At 43.3% G+C, this 23,016-nt stretch carries 32 protein-coding genes and 1 pseudogene; 32 read left to right on the forward strand and 1 reads right to left on the reverse strand.

Translation table 11 applies throughout. The annotated features are described in order from the left end of the window. The first annotated feature begins 7 nt into the window (after positions 1 to 7). The 4 genes from murB to NSA57_RS12795 are packed head-to-tail and all read left to right on the forward strand — an operon-like array spanning position 8 to position 3,050. Entirely contained in the window at positions 8 to 928 is a 921-nt protein-coding gene (murB, locus tag NSA57_RS12780; RefSeq protein WP_330671342.1) for a UDP-N-acetylmuramate dehydrogenase, read from the forward strand. Positions 929 to 931: 3 nt separating this feature from the next. Further along, positions 932 to 1,813: an RNase adapter RapZ gene (gene rapZ / locus NSA57_RS12785; RefSeq protein ID WP_147597928.1), complete on the forward strand. Its 882-nt coding sequence runs from the start codon at positions 932 to 934 to the stop codon at positions 1,811 to 1,813. A gap of 35 nt (positions 1,814 to 1,848) precedes the next feature. Beyond that, a complete protein-coding gene (gene whiA / locus NSA57_RS12790; RefSeq protein WP_257465032.1) occupies positions 1,849 to 2,796 on the forward strand; it encodes a DNA-binding protein WhiA in 948 nt (315 codons plus the stop codon). Beyond that, positions 2,793 to 3,050, forward strand: a complete 258-nt coding sequence (locus NSA57_RS12795) for an HPr family phosphocarrier protein (protein WP_147597930.1) — start codon at positions 2,793 to 2,795, stop codon at positions 3,048 to 3,050. The genes whiA and NSA57_RS12795 overlap by 4 nt, the downstream gene beginning before the upstream one ends. A 103-nt stretch (positions 3,051 to 3,153) precedes the next feature. Here the strand turns inward: NSA57_RS12795 and NSA57_RS12800 are convergent, their stop codons facing one another. Beyond that, entirely contained in the window at positions 3,154 to 4,032 is an 879-nt protein-coding gene (locus NSA57_RS12800) for a phosphatase PAP2 family protein (protein ID WP_257465033.1), read from the reverse strand. Between the two features lie 248 nt (positions 4,033 to 4,280). Between NSA57_RS12800 and NSA57_RS12805 the strand changes: the two genes are divergently transcribed. From NSA57_RS12805 to NSA57_RS12940, 28 genes and pseudogenes are all read left to right on the forward strand, one after another. Further along, positions 4,281 to 6,077: an endo-beta-N-acetylglucosaminidase gene (locus tag NSA57_RS12805; RefSeq protein ID WP_257465034.1), complete on the forward strand. Its 1,797-nt coding sequence runs from the start codon at positions 4,281 to 4,283 to the stop codon at positions 6,075 to 6,077. Between the two features lie 186 nt (positions 6,078 to 6,263). Then, on the forward strand, positions 6,264 to 7,376 hold the full coding sequence (locus NSA57_RS12810) for a hypothetical protein (protein WP_257465035.1): 1,113 nt from the start codon (positions 6,264 to 6,266) through the stop codon (positions 7,374 to 7,376). A gap of 507 nt (positions 7,377 to 7,883) precedes the next feature. Beyond that, entirely contained in the window at positions 7,884 to 8,201 is a 318-nt protein-coding gene (rpsJ, locus tag NSA57_RS12815; RefSeq protein ID WP_022067337.1) for a 30S ribosomal protein S10, read from the forward strand. A 135-nt stretch (positions 8,202 to 8,336) separates the two neighbouring features. After that, the gene (gene rplC, locus NSA57_RS12820; protein ID WP_147597934.1) at positions 8,337 to 8,969 is read left to right on the forward strand and encodes a 50S ribosomal protein L3; all 633 of its coding nucleotides are present in this window, start codon (positions 8,337 to 8,339) and stop codon (positions 8,967 to 8,969) included. Between the two features lie 22 nt (positions 8,970 to 8,991). Beyond that, positions 8,992 to 9,612 (forward strand): 50S ribosomal protein L4, encoded by a 621-nt coding sequence (gene rplD / locus NSA57_RS12825; RefSeq protein WP_257465036.1) that lies wholly within the window; start codon positions 8,992 to 8,994, stop codon positions 9,610 to 9,612. After that, complete coding sequence (gene rplW / locus NSA57_RS12830) at positions 9,612 to 9,911, forward strand: 50S ribosomal protein L23 (RefSeq protein WP_022067334.1); 300 nt, start codon at positions 9,612 to 9,614, stop codon at positions 9,909 to 9,911. The genes rplD and rplW overlap by 1 nt, the downstream gene beginning before the upstream one ends. Positions 9,912 to 9,974: 63 nt before the next feature. Next, positions 9,975 to 10,820 carry a 50S ribosomal protein L2 gene (rplB, locus tag NSA57_RS12835; protein ID WP_022067333.1) on the forward strand — a complete coding sequence of 282 codons (846 nt, stop codon included), beginning with the start codon at positions 9,975 to 9,977 and terminating at the stop codon, positions 10,818 to 10,820. 15 nt (positions 10,821 to 10,835) lie between these two features. Continuing rightward, positions 10,836 to 11,117 carry a 30S ribosomal protein S19 gene (rpsS, locus tag NSA57_RS12840; protein WP_022067332.1) on the forward strand — a complete coding sequence of 94 codons (282 nt, stop codon included), beginning with the start codon at positions 10,836 to 10,838 and terminating at the stop codon, positions 11,115 to 11,117. 125 nt (positions 11,118 to 11,242) lie between these two features. Beyond that, positions 11,243 to 11,632 carry a 50S ribosomal protein L22 gene (rplV, locus tag NSA57_RS12845; RefSeq protein WP_022067331.1) on the forward strand — a complete coding sequence of 130 codons (390 nt, stop codon included), beginning with the start codon at positions 11,243 to 11,245 and terminating at the stop codon, positions 11,630 to 11,632. Between the two features lie 11 nt (positions 11,633 to 11,643). Beyond that, positions 11,644 to 12,300: a 30S ribosomal protein S3 gene (rpsC, locus tag NSA57_RS12850; protein ID WP_138270700.1), complete on the forward strand. Its 657-nt coding sequence runs from the start codon at positions 11,644 to 11,646 to the stop codon at positions 12,298 to 12,300. Further along, the gene (rplP, locus tag NSA57_RS12855; protein ID WP_022067329.1) at positions 12,300 to 12,737 is read left to right on the forward strand and encodes a 50S ribosomal protein L16; all 438 of its coding nucleotides are present in this window, start codon (positions 12,300 to 12,302) and stop codon (positions 12,735 to 12,737) included. The genes rpsC and rplP overlap by 1 nt, the downstream gene beginning before the upstream one ends. Beyond that, entirely contained in the window at positions 12,727 to 12,936 is a 210-nt protein-coding gene (gene rpmC / locus NSA57_RS12860) for a 50S ribosomal protein L29 (RefSeq protein WP_022067328.1), read from the forward strand. Before rplP ends, rpmC begins: the two co-directional genes overlap by 11 nt. A gap of 21 nt (positions 12,937 to 12,957) precedes the next feature. Beyond that, positions 12,958 to 13,212, forward strand: coding sequence for a 30S ribosomal protein S17 (gene rpsQ / locus NSA57_RS12865; protein WP_022067327.1), 255 nt, complete (start codon positions 12,958 to 12,960; stop codon positions 13,210 to 13,212). Positions 13,213 to 13,225: 13 nt separating this feature from the next. Continuing rightward, positions 13,226 to 13,594 carry a 50S ribosomal protein L14 gene (gene rplN / locus NSA57_RS12870; protein ID WP_022067326.1) on the forward strand — a complete coding sequence of 123 codons (369 nt, stop codon included), beginning with the start codon at positions 13,226 to 13,228 and terminating at the stop codon, positions 13,592 to 13,594. An 11-nt stretch (positions 13,595 to 13,605) separates the two neighbouring features. Continuing rightward, positions 13,606 to 13,920, forward strand: a complete 315-nt coding sequence (gene rplX / locus NSA57_RS12875; RefSeq protein ID WP_022067325.1) for a 50S ribosomal protein L24 — start codon at positions 13,606 to 13,608, stop codon at positions 13,918 to 13,920. A 17-nt stretch (positions 13,921 to 13,937) separates the two neighbouring features. Continuing rightward, positions 13,938 to 14,477, forward strand: a complete 540-nt coding sequence (gene rplE / locus NSA57_RS12880) for a 50S ribosomal protein L5 (protein WP_022067324.1) — start codon at positions 13,938 to 13,940, stop codon at positions 14,475 to 14,477. Positions 14,478 to 14,491: 14 nt separating this feature from the next. Next, a complete protein-coding gene (locus tag NSA57_RS12885) occupies positions 14,492 to 14,677 on the forward strand; it encodes a type Z 30S ribosomal protein S14 (protein WP_005424988.1) in 186 nt (61 codons plus the stop codon). Positions 14,678 to 14,867: 190 nt separating this feature from the next. Next, positions 14,868 to 15,269, forward strand: a complete 402-nt coding sequence (gene rpsH, locus NSA57_RS12890) for a 30S ribosomal protein S8 (RefSeq protein ID WP_022067323.1) — start codon at positions 14,868 to 14,870, stop codon at positions 15,267 to 15,269. Positions 15,270 to 15,482: 213 nt separating this feature from the next. Beyond that, a complete protein-coding gene (gene rplF, locus NSA57_RS12895) occupies positions 15,483 to 16,022 on the forward strand; it encodes a 50S ribosomal protein L6 (RefSeq protein ID WP_022067322.1) in 540 nt (179 codons plus the stop codon). Between the two features lie 17 nt (positions 16,023 to 16,039). Continuing rightward, positions 16,040 to 16,408: a 50S ribosomal protein L18 gene (rplR, locus tag NSA57_RS12900; RefSeq protein ID WP_022067321.1), complete on the forward strand. Its 369-nt coding sequence runs from the start codon at positions 16,040 to 16,042 to the stop codon at positions 16,406 to 16,408. Between the two features lie 18 nt (positions 16,409 to 16,426). After that, complete coding sequence (gene rpsE / locus NSA57_RS12905) at positions 16,427 to 16,936, forward strand: 30S ribosomal protein S5 (protein ID WP_022067320.1); 510 nt, start codon at positions 16,427 to 16,429, stop codon at positions 16,934 to 16,936. 14 nt (positions 16,937 to 16,950) lie between these two features. Beyond that, positions 16,951 to 17,130, forward strand: a complete 180-nt coding sequence (rpmD, locus tag NSA57_RS12910) for a 50S ribosomal protein L30 (protein ID WP_022067319.1) — start codon at positions 16,951 to 16,953, stop codon at positions 17,128 to 17,130. 37 nt (positions 17,131 to 17,167) lie between these two features. After that, entirely contained in the window at positions 17,168 to 17,608 is a 441-nt protein-coding gene (gene rplO, locus NSA57_RS12915; protein ID WP_022067318.1) for a 50S ribosomal protein L15, read from the forward strand. Then, on the forward strand, positions 17,608 to 18,924 hold the full coding sequence (gene secY / locus NSA57_RS12920; RefSeq protein ID WP_147597935.1) for a preprotein translocase subunit SecY: 1,317 nt from the start codon (positions 17,608 to 17,610) through the stop codon (positions 18,922 to 18,924). The genes rplO and secY overlap by 1 nt, the downstream gene beginning before the upstream one ends. A gap of 153 nt (positions 18,925 to 19,077) precedes the next feature. After that, positions 19,078 to 19,722, forward strand: a complete 645-nt coding sequence (locus NSA57_RS12925) for an adenylate kinase (RefSeq protein ID WP_022067316.1) — start codon at positions 19,078 to 19,080, stop codon at positions 19,720 to 19,722. Positions 19,723 to 19,725: 3 nt separating this feature from the next. Further along, positions 19,726 to 20,481, forward strand: a complete 756-nt coding sequence (gene map, locus NSA57_RS12930; RefSeq protein WP_147597936.1) for a type I methionyl aminopeptidase — start codon at positions 19,726 to 19,728, stop codon at positions 20,479 to 20,481. Positions 20,482 to 20,503: 22 nt separating this feature from the next. Next, positions 20,504 to 20,722, forward strand: a complete 219-nt coding sequence (infA, locus tag NSA57_RS12935) for a translation initiation factor IF-1 (RefSeq protein WP_005428560.1) — start codon at positions 20,504 to 20,506, stop codon at positions 20,720 to 20,722. 780 nt (positions 20,723 to 21,502) lie between these two features. Further along, positions 21,503 to 22,952, forward strand: a pseudogene (locus NSA57_RS12940) (sugar transferase). Positions 22,953 to 23,016: the final 64 nt, after the last annotated feature.

Below are 23,016 nucleotides of genomic sequence, written 5' to 3' on the forward strand. Positions count from 1 at the left end.
AGAACCTGTGAAAGAAGAAATGAGACAGAAATTTATCGAAATTCTCGGAAACAACAGAGTGCTTTTTGATGAGCCGATGAGCCAGCATACCACATTCCGGATCGGCGGACCGGCAGACGTATTTGTTATGCCGGAAAATTATGAGCAGATCAGGGAAGTGCTGAGACTTTGCAAAGAAGAAAAGCTCCCGTTTTTTGTTCTGGGAAATGGCAGCAATCTTCTGGTCAGTGACAGTGGATACAGAGGTGTGATCATTCAGATGGACCGCAATATGGAAGAAATCCGTCTGGACGGTGAAGAAATTCATGCCTGCGCAGGCGCACTGCTTTCGTCTGTTGCAGTAGCGGCAAGAAATGCTTCTCTCACAGGATTTGAGTTTGCCGGAGGAATTCCGGGAACCATCGGCGGAGCTGCCGTGATGAACGCAGGCGCCTATGGCGGAGAACTGAAAGACGTTCTGAAAGAGGTTACGGTAATGACCAGGGAGGGGGAGATCCTTACAATCCCTGCAGAAAAAATGGAAATGGGATACCGGACCAGCATTATCAAGACTGCCGGATATCTTGTGCTTGAGGCAGTGATCTCGCTGAAAAAGGGAGATGAGGAAGCGATCCGCGCCACAATGAAAGATCTGTCGGAACGGCGTACAGAAAAACAGCCTCTGGATTACCCCAGCGCAGGCAGTACCTTTAAACGGCCCGAAGGATATTTTGCGGGAAAGCTGATTATGGACAGCGGCCTTCGGGGATACCGTGTAGGCGGGGCGCAGGTTTCAGAAAAACACTGCGGTTTCGTGATAAATGCAGGCGGAGCCACTGCTGAAGATGTGAGAAGTCTGATGGATCATGTGATCCGGGTGGTAAGAGAAAAATACGGAGTTACCCTGGAACCTGAGGTGAAGTTCCTGGGAGACTTTAACGGGAGATAAGGAATGCGTCTTGTAATAGTAACCGGATTATCAGGAGCAGGTAAAAGTACTGCTCTGAAAATGCTGGAGGATGCCCGCTATTTTTGTGTGGATAATCTTCCGATTCCTCTTATGAGTAAATTTGTGTCCCTGATGGCGGGAATGCAGGGAGAGGACGTACAGAATGCGGCGATTGGAATTGATGCCAGAAGCGGCCGGGATCTTAGAGAACTGGAAAAGGTGCTGGAACAGCTTGGCGAGGCCGGGTATGAATTTGAAATTCTTTTTCTGGATGCGGATGACCGTGTGCTGGTAAAGCGTTATAAAGAATCCCGCAGAAGTCATCCACTGGCAATGTATGGAAGAGTGGATGAAGGAATCCACAGAGAACGGGAAAAGATGAAATTCCTGAAAGAAAGAGCCGACTATATTATAGATACCTCTCATCTTCTTACCAGAGAGCTGAAAAAAGAGATCAACAGGATTTTTGTTGATAACGGAAAATTCAGCAATATGGTGATCTCAGTTCTTTCTTTTGGTTTCAAATATGGAATACCGGATGATGCAGATCTTGTTTTTGACGTGAGGTTTCTTCCGAATCCTTATTATATTGATGAACTGCGGCCACATACAGGCATGGATGAAGATGTTTTTCAGTATGTAATGGACTGTCAGGCAGCGGCTGATTTTGCAGACAAACTGGAAGATATGATGAAATTTCTGATTCCAAACTATGCGAAAGAAGGAAAAACCAGTCTGGTGATCGGCATTGGCTGTACCGGGGGAAAGCACAGGTCTGTAACTCTGGCAAGAGTTCTTTATGACAGGCTGCAGGAAACAAGAGAGTATGGCATCCGTCTGGAGCATCGGGATATTGGGAAAGATGCTCTTCTGAAGAAACAGTAAGAGGCGGAAAAATAAGCAGACAGGAGAACGAGGAATTGTCTTTTTCGGGGAAGGTGAAAGAAGAACTTTCCAGACAGATCAGTTCTGCCAGACACTGCAGAATTGCAGAGACAGCAGCTCTTTTAAGCGCCTGCGGCAGAATCACATCTGATGGAAGTCTGAGACTGCAGACGGAAAATGCAGCAGTCGTAAGAAAAGGCTTTACATTATTGCAAAAAACATTTAATATAGATACTGAAATAATTGTCCGCGAAAGTCGTCAGATGAAGAAGGGAAATATCTATTTTGTGGAGATAAAGGACACGGAGAAGATACAGAACATTCTTCAGGGAACGAAACTTTCTGTAAGCAGGGAAGACGGAGAGGCGCTCTGTTCAGATAATACCCTGGTCACACAGCAAAGCTGCTGTAAGCGGGCGTTTATTCGCGGGGCTTTTCTGGCGTCCGGTTCAATCAGTGATCCTGAAAAGGGATATCATTTTGAGATTGTATGTTCGGATCAGCAAAAGGCAGAACAGCTGCAGGAGCTCATTCGCAGCTTTCAGATTGATGCCAAGATTGTACTGCGTAAAAAATCATATGTGGTCTATGTGAAAGAAGGCGCACAGATTGTAGATATTCTGGCAGTGATGGAAGCAAATGTTGCTCTGATGAATCTGGAGAACATCCGGATACTGAAAGAAATGCGGAATTCTGTTAATCGAAAAGTAAATTGTGAAACAGCAAATATTAATAAAACGGTCAGTGCAGCAGTGAAGCAGATCGAGGACATCCGGCTTATTGAGCGCAGGGTTGGCTTTTACAGCCTCAATGAAGGTCTCGCAGAAATCGCTGAGCTGAGGCTGCAGTATCCGGAGGCCACGTTAAAGGAACTGGGAATGATGCTGAATCCCCAGGTTGGCAAGTCCGGTGTGAACCACCGTCTCAGAAAATTAAGCGAGATAGCGGATGAGCTGCGAAATGACAAGGAGGAGTTATTATGATTAAAAAACCTGTTACTATTCAACTGTCTACTGGTCTTGAAGCACGCCCGGTGGCGCAGCTGGTACAGGTAGCCAGCCAGTTTAACAGTGAAATATATGTTGAAATCGGAAAGAAAAAGGTCAATGCAAAGAGCATTATGGGTATGATGACTCTGGGGCTGGATTCAGGTGAAGAAATCATGCTTTCCGCTAATGGAGAAGATGAAGAAGCTGCTATGAGCAGTATAGAACGGTATTTAAGTAATCAAAATTAAATAAAAATGAAAAGTAAAACACCGCCCGGAAGGAAGACCAATTCAGGGAGGTGTTTTTGTCTGTCAGGAAACTCTTTAAAATAATTTCTAAATAACAAAAATCTTATTTTTTTCTGGAAAAGAGAAACGGATAAACCGTTACGATCCATATAACAACTATAAAATACCGCAGAAAAGAAGCTGGAAGAGATTCTCCTATCAAAGGCTTCAGTCCGGTCTGGATAAGCAGCGTCACTGCTATTCCCACAACAAAACGAATGATACGTTTCCGGGTGGAATCCGGAGGAGTAAAAGAAATATGAGTTTCTGTAATATAATAACCGACAGCAAAGGCAAAGCCGGCGCCGCAGGCTTTGATACAGTCCTGCGCATAGTGAAATTCAATTGTTTCGTTTTTATAAAGAACAGCTGTATAGATCAGAAGAGCCGCGCATACGGCTGCCATGCACAGAGAAATCAAAAGTTCTTTTCCGGCCGAGAAATCTTTTTTATACAGAAAAGAATAGCAGAGCGCCACGCACAGGAAAGTTACCAGGAAAGATACAATTACATCCTGAGGAGTATGACAGCCCAGATACATACGGGAAAAGCCTACAAGCAGAATAAAAAGCGCGCACAGAAACCGGGCGGGCTTTTTTCTTGTATACAGTCCCAGTGTTCCCAGAAGAGCCGTGATGCTCTGTGTGTGACCGCTTGGAAAAGAATATCCGGTTGCGCCGGGCACTGCGGAGGCAACCGGTTCAAAGGCCGGATCCAGAAGCCAGGGACGGGGAACGCGAAAAGTTATTTTTAATCCCTGGACAAGAAGCCCGGAAGTGAAATATGTAAATCCGAGACAGTAGGCAAGCTTTTTATTGGAACACCAGAAAAGCCAGCAGATCACAACAACTACAAATGTTTCCTGAGCAAGAAGAGTAATGCCCTGAAAAAAGACATCGCCTGCAGGTGTCCGATATTGTGAGAGCAAATTCAGAAAATCCATAAAGGTCCTCCTTCTGATTATTATTTGATATGTGCCATTATAAGTTGAGCGCAGTAAAAAAACAAGTTTTTATCCTGAAGTAAGTACATATAAACTAGATTTTTTACACTGTTATTTTAATAGGGTTCTGGTTATAGTATAGATAAATTTTCATGAAAAGAGAGGAATGTTTATGAAAAAGAGACAATTTCTTACCAGAACAGCGGCTGTAGGAATGGCAGTTACTATGTCTGCAAGTCTTTGTGCCTGTGGCGGACAAACTTATTCAGGTGGCAGAAACCTACGGCTTTGACGGATGGTTTATCAATCAGGAAACAGAGGGCGCTGAGGAAAGAACGCTGACCAGAGATGACGCGGTTAAAATGCAGGAATTTATTAAATATTTCAAAAAACAGGCTCCTGAAATGAGACTGGTATATTATGATTCCATGACCTCTGAAGGAAAAATGGACTGGCAGAATGCTCTGACAGATAAGAATACAATGTTTATGACAGATGAAGAGGGAAATGCTGTTGCTGATGAAATGTTTCTGAATTTCTGGTGGACAGAGGATGAGCTGGCGGATAAAGATCTTCTGAAGGCATCCGGAGAAAAAGCAGAGGAGCTGGGAATCAGTCCGTATGACCTGTACGCAGGCGTTGACGTGCAGGCAGAGGGATATCTGACACCTGTACGCTGGGATCTGTTCGAGTCAGGCGAAAATACCACAAATACCTCCCTGGGACTGTATTGCCCCAGCTGGGCTTATTACTCGGCGGCGACACCGGATGAATTCCGGCAGAAAGAGGATGCTCTGTGGGTAAACAGCGAAGGAGATCCTTCTGAGGAGATTCAGTACAGCTCCGAAGAGCAGTGGAGAGGAATATCCACCTATGCAGTGGAAAAATCAGCCCTGACAACACTTCCCTTTGTGACGAATTTTTCCACAGGAAACGGATACAGCTTTTTCCGGGAGGGAGAGCAGGTTTCCAAAATGGACTGGAATAACAGAAGCGTGGGAGATATTCTGCCTACCTATCGGTGGATGATCGAGAATGAAGGAGAAAATTCTCTGAAAGCAGACTTTGATGTAGCTGATGCCTGGTATGGGGGAAATTCTGTCAAGCTTTACGGAAATATGGAAAAAGGCAAAGCTTCCCGGATTCAGATGTACAGCGCAGATCTTCCGGTGGAAGAAAAAACAGTATTTACAACTGTTACGAAATCCAATACAAAGTGTTTTTATATTAATACGCTGACACGGACGGATGATACAAAGCAGTCTGAATTTAAGGTGGTTCCGGTAAATGAGCAGGCAGAGCAGGGAAAGGGAGCTTCTGTAAAAACAGAGTGGCCGGACAACAGCGCTCCAAAAGCAGGTCTTACAGCATCTCAGACTCTGGTAGGAGCAGGAAGTACGGTGACCTTTGCCAGTGCGTGCTCGGAAAATACAGAGGAAATAAGCTGGTCTGTTCCGGGAAGCAGCAAAGAAACTGCAGAGGGCGAATCTGTAGAAGCGGTGTTTGAAAAAGAAGGTATTTACGAAGTATCGGTAACTGCAAAGAACGAATCAGGTGAAGATACAAAAAGTATTTCGGTGGTTGTTACTTCCGGGCTGGGAAAAGATGAAGAACTGACTCTTCTGTCTCAGGGAAAGGAAACGCAGGCAACTTCCTTTACAAACGAAAATGAGGCACCTCAATTTGCGGTAGACGGGGATATTGCGAAAAAAAGGTGCGCAACGGGAACTGCGCCTCATGAAATTGTTATTGATCTCGGCAGGGAGATGGCTGTAAGCCAGGTGGCGATCAGTCATGCGGAGGCCGGCGGAGAAGGCGCTGATATGAATACAAAGAGCTATGAAATCTCTGTCAGTACAGACAATACAGAATTTACTCCAGTGACAAAGGTTACTAAAAATACAGCCGGAAATACCACAGACACATTTACTCCGGTAAATGCCCGCTATGTAAAAGTATCTGTGGTGAAACCTACACAGGGCTCTGACTCCGCAGCGAGAATATATGAGATTCAGGTCTATGGAACAGAAGACGAATTAAAATAAACCGAAAAAGCGGATGCTTTTTCGGCGGGAAAAAGAAACGGATACGCTGCATATCAGAAATAAAAACCAGAAAACGAAATTTCAGGTTCGGACATATTATAAGTTGACCGTAGCAGAAAAAAAAGGTATAATAACTAAAGTATTCAAAACACTACTACCACAAAAACAGAAGTGAGGGATATACAAATGTCTAAATTTTTGAAATTTATCGTACATTTTGTAATAATATGTACGATTGCTATAGTGCTGGGTCTGGCACTGCCGCCGTTTTTTGGGGTAAAAACGGTGATCGTTGATAATAAAAATAAGGAAACAAACCTGGCGATGGGTTCCGTTACTTATGCGATTCCTGTAAAGACTGAGACAGTAAATGCCGGCGCTCCGATCCTTGTACAGGACGGAGAAGGTACTTATCGTTATAACCTTGTAAGTGTTGACAGACAGACAAATACAGGGGTTGCCATTGATCCCGAGGCAGCCGCATCTGAAAATATCAATGTGTCTGTAAAAAACTGGGTTCCCAAGGTTGTGGTCACAGTTCCTCTGATCGGATATCTTATGGCGGCAACAGAGAGCACAGAGGGAATTATCGTTCTTGCTCTTGCAGTTCTTTTCCTGATCATTCTCTATGTGATCGCAGAGCTGTGGAAAAAGCCTGAAACACTTGATGAGTATGAAGATCTCCAGGGAGACCGCAGGTATCTTAAAACTCAGAAAGAACTGAAGATGGAAGAAAAAGCCCGCGAAAAACGTATGCAGGAAGAGGACAGAGAGCTTCTTTACGGAGAAAAAGACCGCAGAAAAAGGGCGAAGAAAGAAGAAAAAGAGAGAAGAAAGAAGATCCGTACCGGCGGATTTGTAGATGAGATCTACGAGGACGATCTGGAAGAGGAACGCCCGGTAAGACGCCAGGAAAGATCAGGGGTTCGTCCGGAGAATATGCAGGCGGCTACAAGCGAAGCGCATGAACTGCTGAAAAAAGAGATTGCGGCAGCTACAGCAGAAGAAGCGGCAGCTATGGAGATTCCGGCTGATCACACAGAAGAGCTTCCCAGCTTCCGTGAGCTTCAGGAAGAAAGAGTCCGTATGAAGAGAGAAGAAGAGGAATGGGAGGAAGAGGAAGCTCCTGTTGAGATCAAAAAGATGGCGATGCCGGTATGGACGGCTTCCCAGCTTGCAGATAAGGCAAAAAGAGAAGGAGACGCTCCTGATATTGTGAGAGACTCCATTACAAAAGTAACATTCTTTGATTATTCTGATATCCTTGGAGGAGACACAGAAGAAAGCGAAGAAGAATAAAAAGAAATATCAGCAAAGCGCAGACAGGTATGAACGATCCGGTCTGCGCTTTGTTTTTTGTGTGAAAATAATTAAAACAGGGAAATCTTTCCTATTATATATGGTTATACAAAAGAAAAAGGACGGCTGTTTTATATAGGATTTATAAGAGAATAAAAACTGTTCCTATTATATAGGTACTGTTTTTTGCGTATATGCCATGGGATTTCTGCATATGCAAAAAAAATAAAAAAAATTAAAAAAAGTACTTGCATTATTGGAAATCATTGTGTATACTGATAACTGCTGTGACATGATAGCAATGAAGCGCGAGGTTGCTGCTTTGATTAGCAGGTTTTCCGTGGAGCGAATGTCAAGTTAGGAAACTGACGACAAGTCACTGTACAGAGTTCAATAACCATCTTGGGATGGGCGTGTGAAGAGATGTCTTAGGACACACACGGAGATGTGTACAGTCGCCGCTTGTCGTACTGCATAATTGAGTACGAATAGGAGGAGACTTTTTTTATGGCAAATCAGGTAATGAGAATCACATTAAAAGCTTATGATCATCAGTTAGTAGATGCATCTGCAGCAAAAATCATCGACACTGTTAAGAAGAACGGTGCAAAGGTAAGCGGACCGGTTCCGCTTCCGACAAAAAAAGAGGTTGTAACAATCTTAAGAGCTGTTCACAAATACAAAGATTCCAGAGAGCAGTTCGAGCAGAGAACTCATAAGAGACTCATCGATATCATGACACCTACTCAGAAAACTGTAGACGCACTTTCCAGACTGGAAATGCCGGCAGGTGTTCACATCGATATCAAAATGAAAACAAAATAAGCAGTACCCGGTACTGCTTGCTGGCTGGCTCAGGTCAGTCGGCACATGAACAAGGTAAGTTCACTCGGGATTCCGAGTGCTTCAAAAACTATATGATTACCCGCCAGGGCAATCCGCTATAAGGAGGAAAATGTAATGAAGAAAGCTATCTTAGCTACAAAAGTCGGAATGACTCAGATCTTCAATGAAGATGGTCTTCTGATTCCGGTAACAGTTTTACAGGCTGGTCCGTGTGTGGTAACTCAGGTTAAGACTGAAGACAACGACGGATATGCAGCAGTTCAGGTTGGTTTTGGTGAGATCAGAGAGAAACTGGTCAACAAACCGGAAAAAGGCCACTTTGAAAAGGCAGGCGTTGATGTAAAGAGATTCCTGAAAGAGTTCAGATTCGACAACGCTGCTGAATATCAGGTAGGACAGGAAATTAAGGCTGACATCTTTGCTGCAGGCGATCATATCGATGCAACTGCAATCTCAAAAGGTAAAGGCTTCCAGGGTGCGATCAAGAGACACGGACAGTCCAGAGGACCTATGGCTCACGGTTCCAAATATCACCGTCATGCAGGTTCCAACGGCGCTGCATCTGATCCGAGTAAAGTATTCAAGGGCAAAAAGATGCCAGGTCAGATGGGAAATGTTCAGGTAACTGTACAGAACCTTGAGATCGTACGCGTAGATACAGAGAATAATTTACTGTTAGTTAAAGGTGCTGTTCCAGGACCTAAGAAATCTCTGGTGACCATCAAAGAATCAGTAAAGTCTTTATAATTGAGAAAGGAGGAGCATCAGAATGGCAAACGTAACTGTTTATAATATGGAAGGCAATGAAGTTGGAACAATGGAACTGAACGATGCAGTGTTCGGTGTAGAGATCAACGAGCATCTGGTTCACCTTGCTGTTGTTCGTCAGCTTGCAAATAAACGCCAGGGTACTCAGAAAGCAAAAACTCGTTCTGAAGTAAGCGGCGGCGGAAGAAAACCGTGGAGACAGAAAGGAACAGGTCATGCAAGACAGGGTTCCATCCGTGCACCACAGTGGACTGGCGGCGGTGTTGTATTCGCTCCGGTTCCGAGAGACTATGAAGTAAAAATGAACAAAAAAGAAAGAAGAGCAGCTCTGAAATCCGCTCTTACTTCTAAAGTTCAGGATAATAAACTGGTAGTTGTTGACAGCCTTGCACTTGCAGAGGTTAGGACAAAAGAAATGCAGAGAGTGCTTACAAACCTGAAAGCTGAGAAAGCTCTGGTTATCACAGCTTCTGATGATAAGAACGTAGTACTTTCCGCAAGAAACATCGCTGATGTACAGACTGCAACTGTAAACACTATGAACGTATACGATGTTATGAAACACAATACTGTAGTGGTTACTAAAGATGCAGTAGCATCCATTGAGGAGGTGTACGCATAATGGCAGATATCAAATATTATGACGTAATCCTGAAACCTGTGATTACAGAGAAATCCATGAACATCATGGGTGAGAAAAAATATACATTCCTCGTACATCCGGAAGCAAACAAAGCTCAGATCAAAGAAGCTGTTGAAAAGATGTTTGAAGGAACAAAAGTTAAGAGCGTAAACACCATGAACAACGATGGTAAAAAGAAACGCCGCGGTATGGTTGTTGGAAAAACAGCCAAGACCAAAAAGGCAATCGTAGCTCTCACAGAGGAAAGCAAAGATATCGAGATCTTCGAGGGACTTTGATCCAAAACGATAGCCTGACTATGTGCACGAAAGCACGATAACAAATTCGAAAGGAGAAACACCATGGGAATTAAGACCTATAACCCATATACACCGTCAAGAAGACATATGACTGGTTCTGACTTCTCTGAGATTACAACAAGCACCCCAGAGAAATCCTTAGTAGTGTCTTTAAAGAAAAATGCCGGACGTAACAACCAGGGCAAGATCACAGTAAGACACCGCGGAGGCGGAAGCAGAAGAAAATACAGAATCATCGACTTCAAGAGAAGAAAAGATGGTATCCCGGCAACAGTTAAAACAATTGAGTACGATCCGAACAGAACAGCAAACATCGCTCTGATCTGCTATGCAGACGGCGAGAAAGCTTACATCCTTGCTCCGGAAGGACTTAAGGTTGGACAGAAGGTTATGAACGGACCGGAGGCAGAAATCCGTGTTGGTAACTGCCTGCCACTGGAACTTATCCCGGTTGGTACCATGATCCACAACATTGAGCTTCATCCTGGAAAGGGCGGACAGATGGTTCGTTCTGCTGGAAACGGCGCTCAGTTAATGGCTAAAGAAGGCAAATATGCAACATTAAGATTACCGTCAGGTGAAATGAGAATGGTTCCGCTTGTATGCCGCGCAACAATCGGTGAAGTTGGAAACGGAGACCACAACCTTGTAAACATCGGTAAAGCTGGACGTAAACGTCACATGGGAATCAGACCTACAGTTCGTGGTTCTGTAATGAACCCGAATGACCATCCGCACGGTGGTGGTGAAGGAAAGACCGGTATCGGCCGTCCGGGTCCGTGCACACCATGGGGCAAACCTGCTCTTGGTCTGAAGACCAGAAAGAAAAACAAACAGTCCAACAAGCTCATCGTAAGAAGACGCGATGGAAAAGCTTTAGCGAAATAATAAGGAGGGTACAGAATGTCTCGTTCATTGAAAAAAGGACCTTTCGCAGATGCAAGCCTGCTGAAAAAGGTTGACGCTATGAATGCTGCAAACGATAAATCCGTGATCAAAACATGGTCACGTCGTTCCACCATCTTCCCTTCCTTCGTAGGACATACAATCGCTGTCCATGACGGAAGAAAGCACGTTCCGGTATACGTTACAGAGGATATGGTAGGACATAAACTCGGTGAGTTCGTTGCAACAAGAACTTACAGAGGACACGGAAAAGACGAGAAGAAATCCGGTGTCAGATAATTTGTGAGACTGTAGCGGCAGTTCGCAGATAAAATAAGAATATTCGCCTGGTCACCGGACATCAGTGAAGGGTGGCCACGGTGATTCCCATAGATGATTGATTACGAGAAAGGAGGCACTTTAAAATGGCAAAGGGACATAGAAGCCAGATTAAGAGAGCCAGAAATGAGAATAATAAAGAGACAAGACCGTCTGCAAAATTATCTTATGCAAGAGTTTCTGTTCAGAAAGCATGCTATGTATTAGATGCGATCCGTGGCAAAGATGTGCAGACAGCACTTGGTATCCTCACATATAACCCGAGATATGCTTCCAGCGTTCTCAAAAAGCTGCTTGAGTCAGCAATCGCAAACGCTGAGAACAACAACGGTATGAGCGCAGAAAACCTCTACATTGCAGAGTGCTATGCAAACAAAGGACCTACAATGAAGCGGATTCAGCCAAGAGCACAGGGTAGAGCTTACAGAATCGAGAAGAGAACAAGCCATATCACCATCGTGCTGGATGAAAGATAAGGAGGAAGAGCATGGGACAGAAAGTTAATCCACATGGCCTTAGAGTCGGTATTATTAAGGATTGGGATTCCAGATGGTATGCAGAAGCAGACTTCGCAGATTATCTGGTTGAAGACTACAATATCAGAACATTTTTGAAGAAAAAACTGTACAGCGCAGGTGTTTCCAAGATTGAGATCGAAAGAGCATCTGACAGAGTTAAGATCATCATCTACACTGCTAAACCGGGTATCGTAATCGGTAAAGGCGGATCTGAGATCGAAAAAGTAAAAGCTGAGCTTCAGAAATATACAGATAAAAAACTGATCGTTGACATCAAAGAAGTGAAAAGACCGGACAGAGATGCACAGCTTGTTGCAGAGAACATCGCACTTCAGCTTGAGAACCGTATTTCTTTCCGTCGTGCAATGAAATCTACAATGCAGAGAACAATGAAAGCCGGAGCAAAGGGAATCAAAACATCCGTATCCGGACGTCTTGGCGGAGCTGATATGGCTCGTACAGAGTTCTACAGCGAAGGAACTATTCCGCTTCAGACACTTCGTGCTGACATCGACTATGGCTTCGCAGAAGCAGACACAACTTACGGTAAAGTTGGCGTAAAAGCTTGGGTCTACAATGGTGAAGTACTTCCCACAAAAGGAACTAAGGAAGGGAGCGATAAATAATGTTAATGCCAAAAAGAGTAAAACGTCGTAAACAATTCCGTGGCTCCATGAGAGGTAAAGCCCTTAGAGGTAACAAAATCAATTATGGTGAATTCGGGCTTGTTGCTACCGAACCGTGCTGGATCAGATCTAATCAGATCGAGGCAGCCCGTATTGCCATGACACGTTACATCAAACGTGGTGGTCAGGTTTGGATTAAGATTTTCCCAGATAAACCAGTAACAGCGAAACCAGCAGAAACACGTATGGGTTCCGGTAAAGGCTCCCTGGAATACTGGGTAGCAGTTGTTAAGCCAGGACGTGTAATGTTTGAGATTGCAGGCGTATCCGAAGAGGTTGCCCGTGAAGCATTACGTCTTGCAATGCACAAGTTACCATGTAAATGTAAAATCGTTTCTCGTGCAGACTTAGAAGGCGGTGATAACAGTGAAAATTAATAAATTCGTGGAAGATTTAAAAGCAAAATCAGCTGCAGAATTAAACGAAGAATTAGTAGCTGCTAAGAAAGAACTTTTTAACCTGAGATTTCAGAATGCAACTAATCAATTAGACAATACAAGCCGGATCAAAGAGGTTCGTAAGAATATTGCCAGAATCCAGACAGTAATCACTGAGCAGGCAAACGCTGCGAAATAGTGAATATAGGAGGACAGAATCGTGGAAAGAAATCTGAGAAAAACCCGTGTGGGTAAGGTTGTCAGCAATAAGATGGACAAGACCATCGTAGTTGCAATTGAAGACCATGTAAAACATCCTCTTTACAAAAAAATCGTGAAGAGAACATATAAATTAAAAGCTCATGATGAACAGAATGAGTGCAATATCGGTGATACCGTAAAAGTTATGGAAACCAGACCGCTGTCCAAGGACAAAAGATGGAGACTGGTTGAGATCGTAGAGAAAGCTAAATAAGGAGGAAACCAGTATGATTCAGCAGGAAACCAGATTAAAAGTTGCCGATAACACTGGTGCAAAAGAAATCCTTTGTATTCGTGTTATGGGCGGCTCTACAAGAAGATATGCAAATATCGGCGACACTATCGTTGCTACTGTTAAAGATGCAACACCAGGCGGCGTTGTTAAAAAAGGTGACGTAGTAAAAGCTGTTGTTGTTCGTTCCAAAAAAGGCGCTCGTCGTAAAGACGGATCCTACATCCGTTTCGATGAAAATGCAGCCGTAATCATTAAAGACGATTTAACTCCGAGAGGAACTCGTATCTTTGGACCAGTTGCCAGAGAGCTTCGTGAGAAAAAATTCATGAAGATCGTTTCCTTAGCTCCGGAAGTATTATAGGAGGGTGCCTAATGTCAGCTATGAAGATTAAAAAAGGCGACACTGTTAAAGTAATCGCTGGAAAAGATAAAGGCAAAGAGGGCAAAGTCCTTGCCGTTAACGTAAAAGACAACACCGTGATCGTTGAAAACGTCAACATGGTTACTAAGCACAGCAAACCATCTGCAGCAAACCAGGCAGGCGGAATCACAAAGAAAGAAGCCGCTCTTCATGTATCTAACGTGATGCTGGTAGTAGACGGAAAAGCAACCAGAGTCGGATTCAAGATGGACGGAGACAAAAAAGTCCGTGTTGCAAAAGCAACAGGCGAGGTTATCGATAAATAAGAGAGGAGGCATGACAGGTGAGTAGATTAAAAGAACTTTACAAAAATGAGATCATGGATAACATGACCAAAAAATTCGGATACAAAAACGTTATGGAAGTGCCGAAGCTCGAAAAGATCGTTATCAACATGGGTGTTGGTGAAGCTAAGGAGAACGCTAAGCTTCTCGACGCTGCTATCGCAGATATGGAGCTTATCACAGGTCAGAAAGCCGTTGCAACAAAGGCTAAAAAATCTGTGGCTAACTTCAAAATCAGAGAGGGTATGCCGATCGGCTGTAAAGTAACATTAAGAGGAGAGAAGATGTACGAGTTCGCTGATCGTCTGATCAACCTTGCACTTCCTCGTGTACGTGACTTCCGTGGTGTAAACCCGAACGCATTCGACGGCAGAGGAAACTACGCTCTTGGTATCAAAGAGCAGCTGATCTTCCCTGAAGTTGAGTACGATAAAGTAGACAAGGTAAGAGGTATGGACATTATCTTCGTTACAACAGCGAAGACTGACGAGGAAGCTCGTGAGCTTCTGACACAGTTCAACATGCCTTTTGCTAAATAAGGAGGAGAATTTAAATGGCTAAAACAGCAATGAAAATCAAACAGCAGCGCAAACAGAAATTCTCCACAAGAGAATACAGCCGCTGCAGAATTTGCGGTCGTCCGCACGCTTACTTAAGAAAATACGGTATCTGCCGTATCTGCTTCCGTGAACTGGCTTACAAAGGTCAGATCCCGGGCGTAAAGAAAGCATCCTGGTAATCGAAAACACTTAATGAATGCAAGCCGTCAGGCACAGCATGAATTTAGTACAAAGGTCGTTCGAGGGAGCTTAATGAAGCCGGGCAAACGCAAAGGCTGAATTTAGTGAACCGAACTTCCTTGTGCAGATTTATATAAATAATAACGAATCATGTAAAGTCTGAAAAGAAAATTAGAGGAGGAAACTAACATGACAATGAGCGATCCGATTGCAGATATGCTTACAAGAATCCGTAACGCTAATACTGCAAAACATGACACAGTAGATGTTCCGGCATCCAAAATGAAAATTGCTATCGCAAATATTCTTCTTGACGAGGGATATATTGCAAAGTATGATTTAGTAGAAGACGGTGTTATCAAAACACTTCATATCACACTGAAATACGGTGAGACTAAAAACGACAAGATCATCACAGGTCTGAAGAGAATTTCCAAACCGGGTCTTCGTGTATACGCAGGCAAGGATGAGCTGCCGAGAGTACTTGGCGGACTTGGAATCGCAATCATTTCCACAAACAAGGGCGTTATCACTGACAAAGAGGCTCGTAAGCTTCATGTCGGCGGAGAAGTTCTTGCATTCGTATGGTAGGCTGAAAGCAACTTAATGAATGCATGCCGTCAGGCGCAGCATGAATTTAGTGCGAGGTCCATCCCGAACCTTAACGAGCCCAGCTGTAGTGCGGGCGAGTTTAGTTGAGGGATGCGTGTAAAATTATGATATCTTGAAATAAAGAAAGATATAAACACTGAAAACAGAGAGATCTTGCATCTCTCCGACAATCTAAGTAAGGAGGACAATATTATGTCACGTATCGGCAGACTTCCGGTAGCTATTCCTGCAGGCGTTGAAGTAAATGTTGCAGCAGGCAATGTAGTGACCGTTAAAGGGCCAAAGGGAACACTTGAAAGAGCGCTTCCTACAGAAATGGAAATCAAAGTAGAAGATGGTCATGTAGTTGTTACAAGACCAAACGATCTGAAAAAAATGAAAGCTTTGCACGGTTTAACAAGAAGCCTTATCCAGAACATGGTAACAGGTGTAAACGAAGGCTATACAAAAGAGCTTGAGGTAAACGGTGTAGGTTATAGAGCTCAGAAGCAGGGCAAAAAGCTTGTGCTTTCTCTTGGATATTCTCACCCGGTAGAGATGGAAGATCCTGAAGGAATCGAGTCCAAAGTTGATGGAAACAAGATCATTGTTTCCGGTATCAGCAAAGAAAAAGTTGGTCAGTTTGCAGCAGAGATCAGAGATAAGAGAAGACCGGAGCCATATAAGGGCAAGGGAATCAAATATGCTGACGAAGTGATCAGACGTAAAGTCGGTAAGACCGGTAAGAAATAAATAAGGAGAGTGAGAACATGATTAAGAAAGCATCCAGAGCGGAAATTCGTGAAAAGAAACATAGAAGACTCCGTCATCATCTGAATGGAACAGCAACTACTCCAAGACTGGCAGTATTCCGTTCCAACAAGCATATCTATGCACAGATTATTGATGACAGCGTGGGAAAAACTTTAGTATCAGCTTCTACTCTTCAGAAAGATGTAAAAGCAGAGCTTGAGCATACAGACGATGTAAAAGCAGCAGCATATCTTGGAACTGTAATCGGTAAGAAAGCAGTTGAAGCAGGTATCGAGAGCGTAGTTTTCGACAGAGGAGGCTACATTTACCACGGAAAAATTAAAGCATTAGCAGACGCAGCAAGAGAAGCTGGACTGAAATTCTAAAAGGGAGGAAAAAGACACATGAAACATAATCTTATTGATGCTAGTCAGTTAGAATTAGAAGATAAAGTAGTGTCAATCAAACGTGTTACCAAGGTTGTTAAAGGTGGCCGTAACTTCCGTTTCACAGCTTTGGTTGTTGTAGGTGACGGCAACGGACATGTTGGTGCAGGTTTAGGAAAGGCAGCTGAAATTCCGGAAGCGATCCGCAAAGGAAAAGAAGATGCTATGAAAAAACTGGTAACAGTAGCAAGAGACGAGAACGGTTCTATCACACATGACTTCGTAGGCAAATTCGGAAGCGCTGAGATGCTTCTGAAACGTGCTCCGGAAGGTACTGGTGTAATCGCCGGAGGTCCGGCACGTGCCGTAATCGAGCTTGCAGGTATCAAGAACATCCGTACAAAATGTATGGGCTCCAGAAATAAACAGAATGTTGTCCTGGCTACCATCGAAGGTCTCAGCCAGCTGAAGACTCCGGAAGAAGTTGCTAAACTTCGCGGAAAATCTGTAGATGAGATTCTGGCATAAGGAGGAAACGAAAAATGGCAGATACAATTAAGGTTACATTAGTAAAGTCTCCAATCGGTGCAGTTCCGAAACACAAAAAGACTGTAGTTGCTATGGGACTTACAAAAATGCATAAAACAGTTGAAATGCCGGATAATGCTGCAACAAGAGGAATGATCAAACAGGTTCAGCATCTGGTAAAAGTTGAAGAGTAATTCTACACAGTATAGATAATAAAAGGAGGTGCCAAACATGGATTTATCAAACCTGAGACCTGCAGAAGGTTCCAAGCACAGTGATAACTTCAGAAGAGGCCGTGGACATGGTTCCGGAAACGGAAAGACAGCCGGAAAAGGACATAAAGGACAGTTAGCACGTTCCGGACACAAGAAACCGGGATTTGAAGGTGGACAGATGCCTTTATACAGACGTCTTCCGAAGAGAGGCTTCAAAAACAGAAACTCCAAAGAGATCATTGCAATCAATGTTGACGTTCTGAATCGTTTTGAGGACGGAGCAGAGGTTACAGCTGAGAGTCTGCTGGAAAGCCGCGCAATTTCCAAAATCGGCGACGGTGTAAAGATTCTTGGAAACGGTGAGCTGACTAAGAAACTTAACGTAAAAGTGAACGCTGTCAGCGAGACCGCAAAAGCTAAAATTGAAGCTGCTGGTGGTACAGTAGAGGTGATTTAATGTTTGAAACTCTCAAAAGTCTCTTTAGAGTAAAAGAGATGCGTCGTAAGCTGTTTTACGTGATCGGAATGATCTTTGTCATCCGAATCGGATCTCAGCTTCCTGTTCCGGGTGTGGACAGCGACGTATTCAGACAGTGGTTTCAGAGCAACACCGGGGACGCATTTAACTTCTTTGATGCGTTCACCGGCGGCTCCTTTGAGAGTATGTCCATATTTGCTCTGAACATTACACCATATATTACATCATCCATTATCATCCAGCTTCTTACAATTGCCATCCCTGCTCTGGAAGAAATGCACAGAGACGGTGAAGAAGGAAGAAAGAAGATGACAGCAATTACCCGTTATGTAACGGTTGGTCTTGCTCTGTTTGAGTCTGTTGCAATGACAATCGGTTTTGCAAGAGGCAACATTGTTCAGGACATGAACATTCTTAAGGGTATTGTTGTAGTAGTATCTCTGACAGCAGGATCTGCTATGCTGATGTGGATTGGTGAGCGTATCACAGAAAAGGGAATCGGAAATGGTATTTCTATTGTACTTGCAGTAAATATCGTGTCCAGAATCCCAAGTGATATGGTAACTCTGTATGAGAACTTTATTAAAGGCAAAACAATTGCCAAGGGAATGCTTGCAGGTGTGATCATCTTTGCAGTTATTCTTGTGGTAGTCGTATTTGTTCTTATTCTCAACGGAGCTGAAAGAAGAATTCCGGTACAGTATTCCAAGAAGATGGTTGGAAGAAAGCTTGTTGGCGGTCAGACAAACCATATTCCTCTGAAAGTAAACACTGCCGGAGTTATCCCGATCATTTTTGCTTCTTCCATTATGTCTTTCCCGGGACTGATCGCTCAGTTTGCAGGCAAAGCAAATGGTACAGGAATCGGAAGTGAAATTTTGAAGGGGCTGTCTTCCAGTAACTGGTGTGATCCGTCTCAGCTGAAATACAGCTGGGGCCTGATCGTATATATTGTTCTCTGTGTATTCTTTGCATATTTCTATACTTCCATTACCTTTAATCCACTGGAAGTTGCAGATAATATCAAGAAACAGGGCGGCTTTATTCCGGGTATCCGTCCGGGTAAACCAACATCCGATTATCTGGAGAAACTCCTGACTTACATTATATTTATAGGCGCAGTTGGCCTGATCATCGTGGCAGTTATTCCGTTCTTCTTTAACGGTATCTTTAAGGCTCAGGTTTCCTTTGGAGGAACCTCACTTATTATCGTTGTAGGTGTTGTCCTTGAGACTGTGAAACAGATTGAATCTCAGTTGCTTGTCCGCAACTATAAAGGCTTTCTGGCTAACTAGTGCGCAAATTTATTGTCAGCAATGAAGTTGTGCACAGGAAATGAAGGTTGCGGTGTGCTTCTGCATGCTGCAGCCATTTTAAGTTATCAGGGATAAATCAGGACAGCGCCTTATTGCTGCCTGTTTGTCCTGGAATATAAGGAGGGTATGATTATGAGGATTATTATGCTGGGTGCGCCGGGTGCCGGAAAAGGAACTCAGGCAAAAAAAATTGCTGAGAAATATGGAATTCCCCATATTTCCACAGGAGACATTTTCCGTGCAAACATCAAAAACGGCACGGAGCTTGGCAAAAAAGCAAAAACCTATATGGATCAGGGGCTTCTTGTACCTGATGAACTGACCTGTGATCTTGTAGTAGACAGAATCCAGCAGGATGATGCAAAGAACGGCTATGTTCTTGACGGTTTTCCGAGAACCATTCCTCAGGCAGAATGTCTGACAGAGGCTCTTGAGAAACTGGGAAGCAAGATCGACTTTGCCATTGATGTGGATGTTCCGGATGAAAACATCGTAAACCGTATGGGCGGAAGACGCGCCTGCCTGAAATGCGGAGCTACCTATCATCTTGTTTATGCGGCTCCGAAGACAGAAGGCGTATGCGATACCTGCGGAGAGAAACTGGTTCTTCGTGACGATGACCAGCCGGAAACTGTTCAGAAGCGTCTGAACGTATACCACGAGCAGACACAGCCTCTGATCGATTACTATACAGAGCAGGGTGTATTAAAAACAGTAGACGGAACACGTTCTCTGGATGAAGTATTCCAGGAAATCGTGGGAGTTTTAGGAGAATAAAAAATGTCAGTTTCAATTAAGTCAGAACATGAAATAGAGCTTATGAGACATGCCGGTCATTTACTGGAAAAGGTCCACAATGAACTGGCTGCTCATATCAGACCGGGAATCAGCACCAAGGAACTGGACCGTATCGGAGAGGAAATGATCCGCTCTCTGGGCTGTACTCCGAATTTTCTGAATTATAACGGATTTCCGGGATCCTTCTGTATCAGCATCAATGATGAAGTGGTACACGGAATCCCGTCCAAAAAGAAAATCATTCAGGAGGGAGATCTTGTAAAGATCGACGCGGGACTGATCTATCAGGGATATCATTCTGATGCAGCCCGTACCTATGCAGTAGGAGAAGTTTCTCCGGAAGCCCGTCAGCTTATGGAAGTAACAAAGCAGAGCTTCTTTGAGGGCATTAAATTTGCAAAGGCAGGAAATCATCTGAATGATATTTCCAAGGCAATCGGAGCTTATGCAGCAAAATATAATTATGGTATTGTGCGTGATCTGGTTGGACACGGAATCGGAACTCATCTTCATGAGGATCCCCAGATACCAAACTTTCCTCAGAAGCGCCGTGGGATCAAGCTGATGCCGGGCATGACTCTGGCAATTGAACCGATGATCAATATTGGCCGCGCAGACGTGGCCTGGGAGGACGATGACTGGACAGTTGTCACAATGGACGGATCTCTTTCCGCTCATTATGAAAACACCGTTCTGATCACAGACGGCGAACCGGAAATTCTGACTCTTACAAAATGACAGATGACACAGGAGGTTAAGGATGTCAAAAGCAGATGTGATTGAAGTAGAAGGAACTGTACTGGAGAAGCTTCCAAACGCAATGTTTAAGGTAGAGCTGGAGAACAAACATGTGGTTCTCGCTCATATCAGCGGTAAGCTTCGTATGAATTTTATCCGTATCCTTCCGGGAGATAAAGTAACAATCGAGCTTTCTCCGTATGATCTGTCCAAGGGCAGAATTATCTGGAGAGATAAATAAAAAGTCTCTTTCCGAGAGCAGCAATAAAGATATTACTTGAGGCACAGGAATTATATCAGATTCCTGTGCTTTTTGTATTTATCGGGAAAAACTGTATTATGCAGTCTGTTTTCCGCAGATAACAAATGTTCCGTAAGAATGTATTTTACTGATTTTTCATAAATAAAGAAAGAGGAAATTTATGTTAAAATCAGATGATTTTAGTATGAAATTGTTGATATCTGTCATAAAGGAGGCATAGATTTAGACCAATTCAGTCTTTTTTGCAACTTTACATACAAGATATGCTATGTTAAAATATACAATATATTACAGGTTTTGTGACAGCGTATCAGCTTTACGGCAGAAGCTTTTTCAGTGGCAGGAAAAACAGACTGCATAATTATTACAATTTATGTGATAAGGAGAAGCTGGAAGGAGAAATATGAAAAATTCACAGAAATATATGACTGCGCCTGAAAACAGGCAGTTTTTTGCGTTCCCGGATTTTTGTGGGGGGGCAAAATGCAAGTGCTTTGTGGAACTATGAACGGGAAAGTTACTGCTAAACTGAATAAAGTTTTATTGGATATGATAAAACATCCACACACAATTTGCAATAAGCATCCAATACTGTTGAAAATATCATATTCAGCCTGCAAATGTTAGAAGAAGACCATTTACAGGCTATTTAGCGTATTCAGAACTTTTGCAGCGGGATGAAGCGTCTGGTTTTTGATCAGCTTCATGGCAACGGAAAAACGAAAAGAAAAATATTAAGTTTGAGGTTGGAGGATATCAATGTATCGGAAAAATTCAAGTGGTTGGGTAAAACATGTTGACTTTATCTTATTGGACTTACTGTGTATTCAGCTTGCATTCTATTTTTCCTATGTGTGTCGGATGGGAGAATGGAATCCCTACAGTGTACCAATATATCGAAATATGGCAATCTTTATAGAACTGGCAGATATAGCTGTTATATTTCTGTTTGAGTCCTATAAGAATGTATTAAAAAGAGGATATTACATAGAACTTGTTTCTTCCATAAAACAGGCAGTGATGCTGATACTGGTGGGAAGCCTGTATTTGCTCAGCGTACAGGAAGGAAATATGTATTCCAGAACTGCGTTTTATTTAATGGGCATTTTTTATGCTGTCTTTGCCTACGGCGCACGTATTTTGTGGAAACGCTATCTGAAAAAGAAAATGAAAACAGGCGGCGACAGTTCTCTGATTATCATTACTTCCAGTAAGATTGCCGAAAAAGTAGTAAAGAGCATTAAAAATCATAACTATGAAATGTATCAGATGAATGGCGTTATAGTTCTGGACCGGGATATGACAGGAGAGGATATTGAGGGCGTTCCCGTTGTTGCAAATGCAGAAAATGTAGCAGAATTTCTGCGTCAGAGCTGGGTAGACGAAGTATTTATAAATCTGGATGAAAGTATCCCGTACCCAAAGGAATTAATAGAAAGATGCTCTGAAATGGGACTTACAGTGCATTTGAATCTTGTAAAGATTACAAACAGCACATTAGGCAAACAATCCATTGGAAAAGTCGGAGAATACACAGTGCTGACCACGAGTATTAACTATATGACCATGAGACAGGCCTTTTTAAAGAGAACCATGGATATTGCTGCAGGTCTGGCGGGATGTATTGCCACAGGGATCATTTTTGTGTTTGTAGCACCCATTATATATAAGTTCACCGGGACCGATTTTTTTCAGTCAGGAACGTGTAGGACAGAATGGTAAGATATTTAAGATGTACAAATTCCGAAGCATGTATATGGACGCGGAAGAGCGGAAAGCTGAACTGATGAAAGAAAATAAAATGAGCAGCAATCTGATGTTTAAGCTGGACTTTGATCCGAGAATCATCGGAAACAAGGTCCTTCCGGACGGCACAAAAAAGACCGGGATCGGTCAGTTCATCCGATCCACGTCACTGGATGAGTTTCCGCAGTTCCTTAATGTGCTTCTTGGACAGATGTCGTTGGTAGGCTTCCGTCCGGCGTTAAAATCCGAGTATGAAGAGTATGAATATCATCACAAAGCAAGAATCGCCATGAAACCGGGAATTACCGGAATGTGGCAGGTCAGCGGCAGAAGCGATATCACTGACTTTGAAGAAGTAGTAAAGCTGGATACAGAATATATAAGAAACTGGAGCATGGGACTGGATTTCAGAATCCTGTTTAAGACGGTTGCTGCTGTCTTAAAGAGAGATGGATCTATGTGATGTAATTATGATTTTACAGGAAAAAAACATTAATGATTAAAAGAGACTGATGTACCGGAAATCC

Source organism: Blautia caecimuris (assembly GCF_024622975.1).
Classification (GTDB): Bacteria; Bacillota; Clostridia; order Lachnospirales; family Lachnospiraceae; genus Blautia_A; species Blautia_A caecimuris.

What these genes read in the sequence shown, in the direction of transcription:
- rplV (WP_022067331.1), top strand. Translation starts at nt 11,243, where the DNA reads ATGGCAAAGGGACATAGAAGCCAGATTAAGAGAGCCAGAAATGAGAAT.
- rplP (WP_022067329.1), top strand. Translation starts at nt 12,300, where the DNA reads ATGTTAATGCCAAAAAGAGTAAAACGTCGTAAACAATTCCGTGGCTCC.
- map (WP_147597936.1), top strand. Translation starts at nt 19,726, where the DNA reads ATGTCAGTTTCAATTAAGTCAGAACATGAAATAGAGCTTATGAGACAT.
- secY (WP_147597935.1), top strand. Translation starts at nt 17,608, where the DNA reads ATGTTTGAAACTCTCAAAAGTCTCTTTAGAGTAAAAGAGATGCGTCGT.
- rplD (WP_257465036.1), top strand. Translation starts at nt 8,992, where the DNA reads ATGGCAAACGTAACTGTTTATAATATGGAAGGCAATGAAGTTGGAACA.
- rpmD (WP_022067319.1), top strand. Translation starts at nt 16,951, where the DNA reads ATGGCAGATACAATTAAGGTTACATTAGTAAAGTCTCCAATCGGTGCA.
- NSA57_RS12885 (WP_005424988.1), top strand. Translation starts at nt 14,492, where the DNA reads ATGGCTAAAACAGCAATGAAAATCAAACAGCAGCGCAAACAGAAATTC.
- rpsH (WP_022067323.1), top strand. Translation starts at nt 14,868, where the DNA reads ATGACAATGAGCGATCCGATTGCAGATATGCTTACAAGAATCCGTAAC.
- rplC (WP_147597934.1), top strand. Translation starts at nt 8,337, where the DNA reads ATGAAGAAAGCTATCTTAGCTACAAAAGTCGGAATGACTCAGATCTTC.
- rpsE (WP_022067320.1), top strand. Translation starts at nt 16,427, where the DNA reads ATGAAACATAATCTTATTGATGCTAGTCAGTTAGAATTAGAAGATAAA.
- rplB (WP_022067333.1), top strand. Translation starts at nt 9,975, where the DNA reads ATGGGAATTAAGACCTATAACCCATATACACCGTCAAGAAGACATATG.
- rpsJ (WP_022067337.1), top strand. Translation starts at nt 7,884, where the DNA reads ATGGCAAATCAGGTAATGAGAATCACATTAAAAGCTTATGATCATCAG.
- rplO (WP_022067318.1), top strand. Translation starts at nt 17,168, where the DNA reads ATGGATTTATCAAACCTGAGACCTGCAGAAGGTTCCAAGCACAGTGAT.
- rpsS (WP_022067332.1), top strand. Translation starts at nt 10,836, where the DNA reads ATGTCTCGTTCATTGAAAAAAGGACCTTTCGCAGATGCAAGCCTGCTG.
- NSA57_RS12810 (WP_257465035.1), top strand. Translation starts at nt 6,264, where the DNA reads ATGTCTAAATTTTTGAAATTTATCGTACATTTTGTAATAATATGTACG.
- rapZ (WP_147597928.1), top strand. Translation starts at nt 932, where the DNA reads ATGCGTCTTGTAATAGTAACCGGATTATCAGGAGCAGGTAAAAGTACT.
- rplX (WP_022067325.1), top strand. Translation starts at nt 13,606, where the DNA reads ATGTCAGCTATGAAGATTAAAAAAGGCGACACTGTTAAAGTAATCGCT.
- rplW (WP_022067334.1), top strand. Translation starts at nt 9,612, where the DNA reads ATGGCAGATATCAAATATTATGACGTAATCCTGAAACCTGTGATTACA.
- rplF (WP_022067322.1), top strand. Translation starts at nt 15,483, where the DNA reads ATGTCACGTATCGGCAGACTTCCGGTAGCTATTCCTGCAGGCGTTGAA.
- rplR (WP_022067321.1), top strand. Translation starts at nt 16,040, where the DNA reads ATGATTAAGAAAGCATCCAGAGCGGAAATTCGTGAAAAGAAACATAGA.
- infA (WP_005428560.1), top strand. Translation starts at nt 20,504, where the DNA reads ATGTCAAAAGCAGATGTGATTGAAGTAGAAGGAACTGTACTGGAGAAG.
- NSA57_RS12795 (WP_147597930.1), top strand. Translation starts at nt 2,793, where the DNA reads ATGATTAAAAAACCTGTTACTATTCAACTGTCTACTGGTCTTGAAGCA.
- NSA57_RS12925 (WP_022067316.1), top strand. Translation starts at nt 19,078, where the DNA reads ATGAGGATTATTATGCTGGGTGCGCCGGGTGCCGGAAAAGGAACTCAG.
- rpsC (WP_138270700.1), top strand. Translation starts at nt 11,644, where the DNA reads ATGGGACAGAAAGTTAATCCACATGGCCTTAGAGTCGGTATTATTAAG.
- rplN (WP_022067326.1), top strand. Translation starts at nt 13,226, where the DNA reads ATGATTCAGCAGGAAACCAGATTAAAAGTTGCCGATAACACTGGTGCA.
- NSA57_RS12800 (WP_257465033.1), bottom strand. Translation starts at nt 4,032, where the DNA reads ATGGATTTTCTGAATTTGCTCTCACAATATCGGACACCTGCAGGCGAT.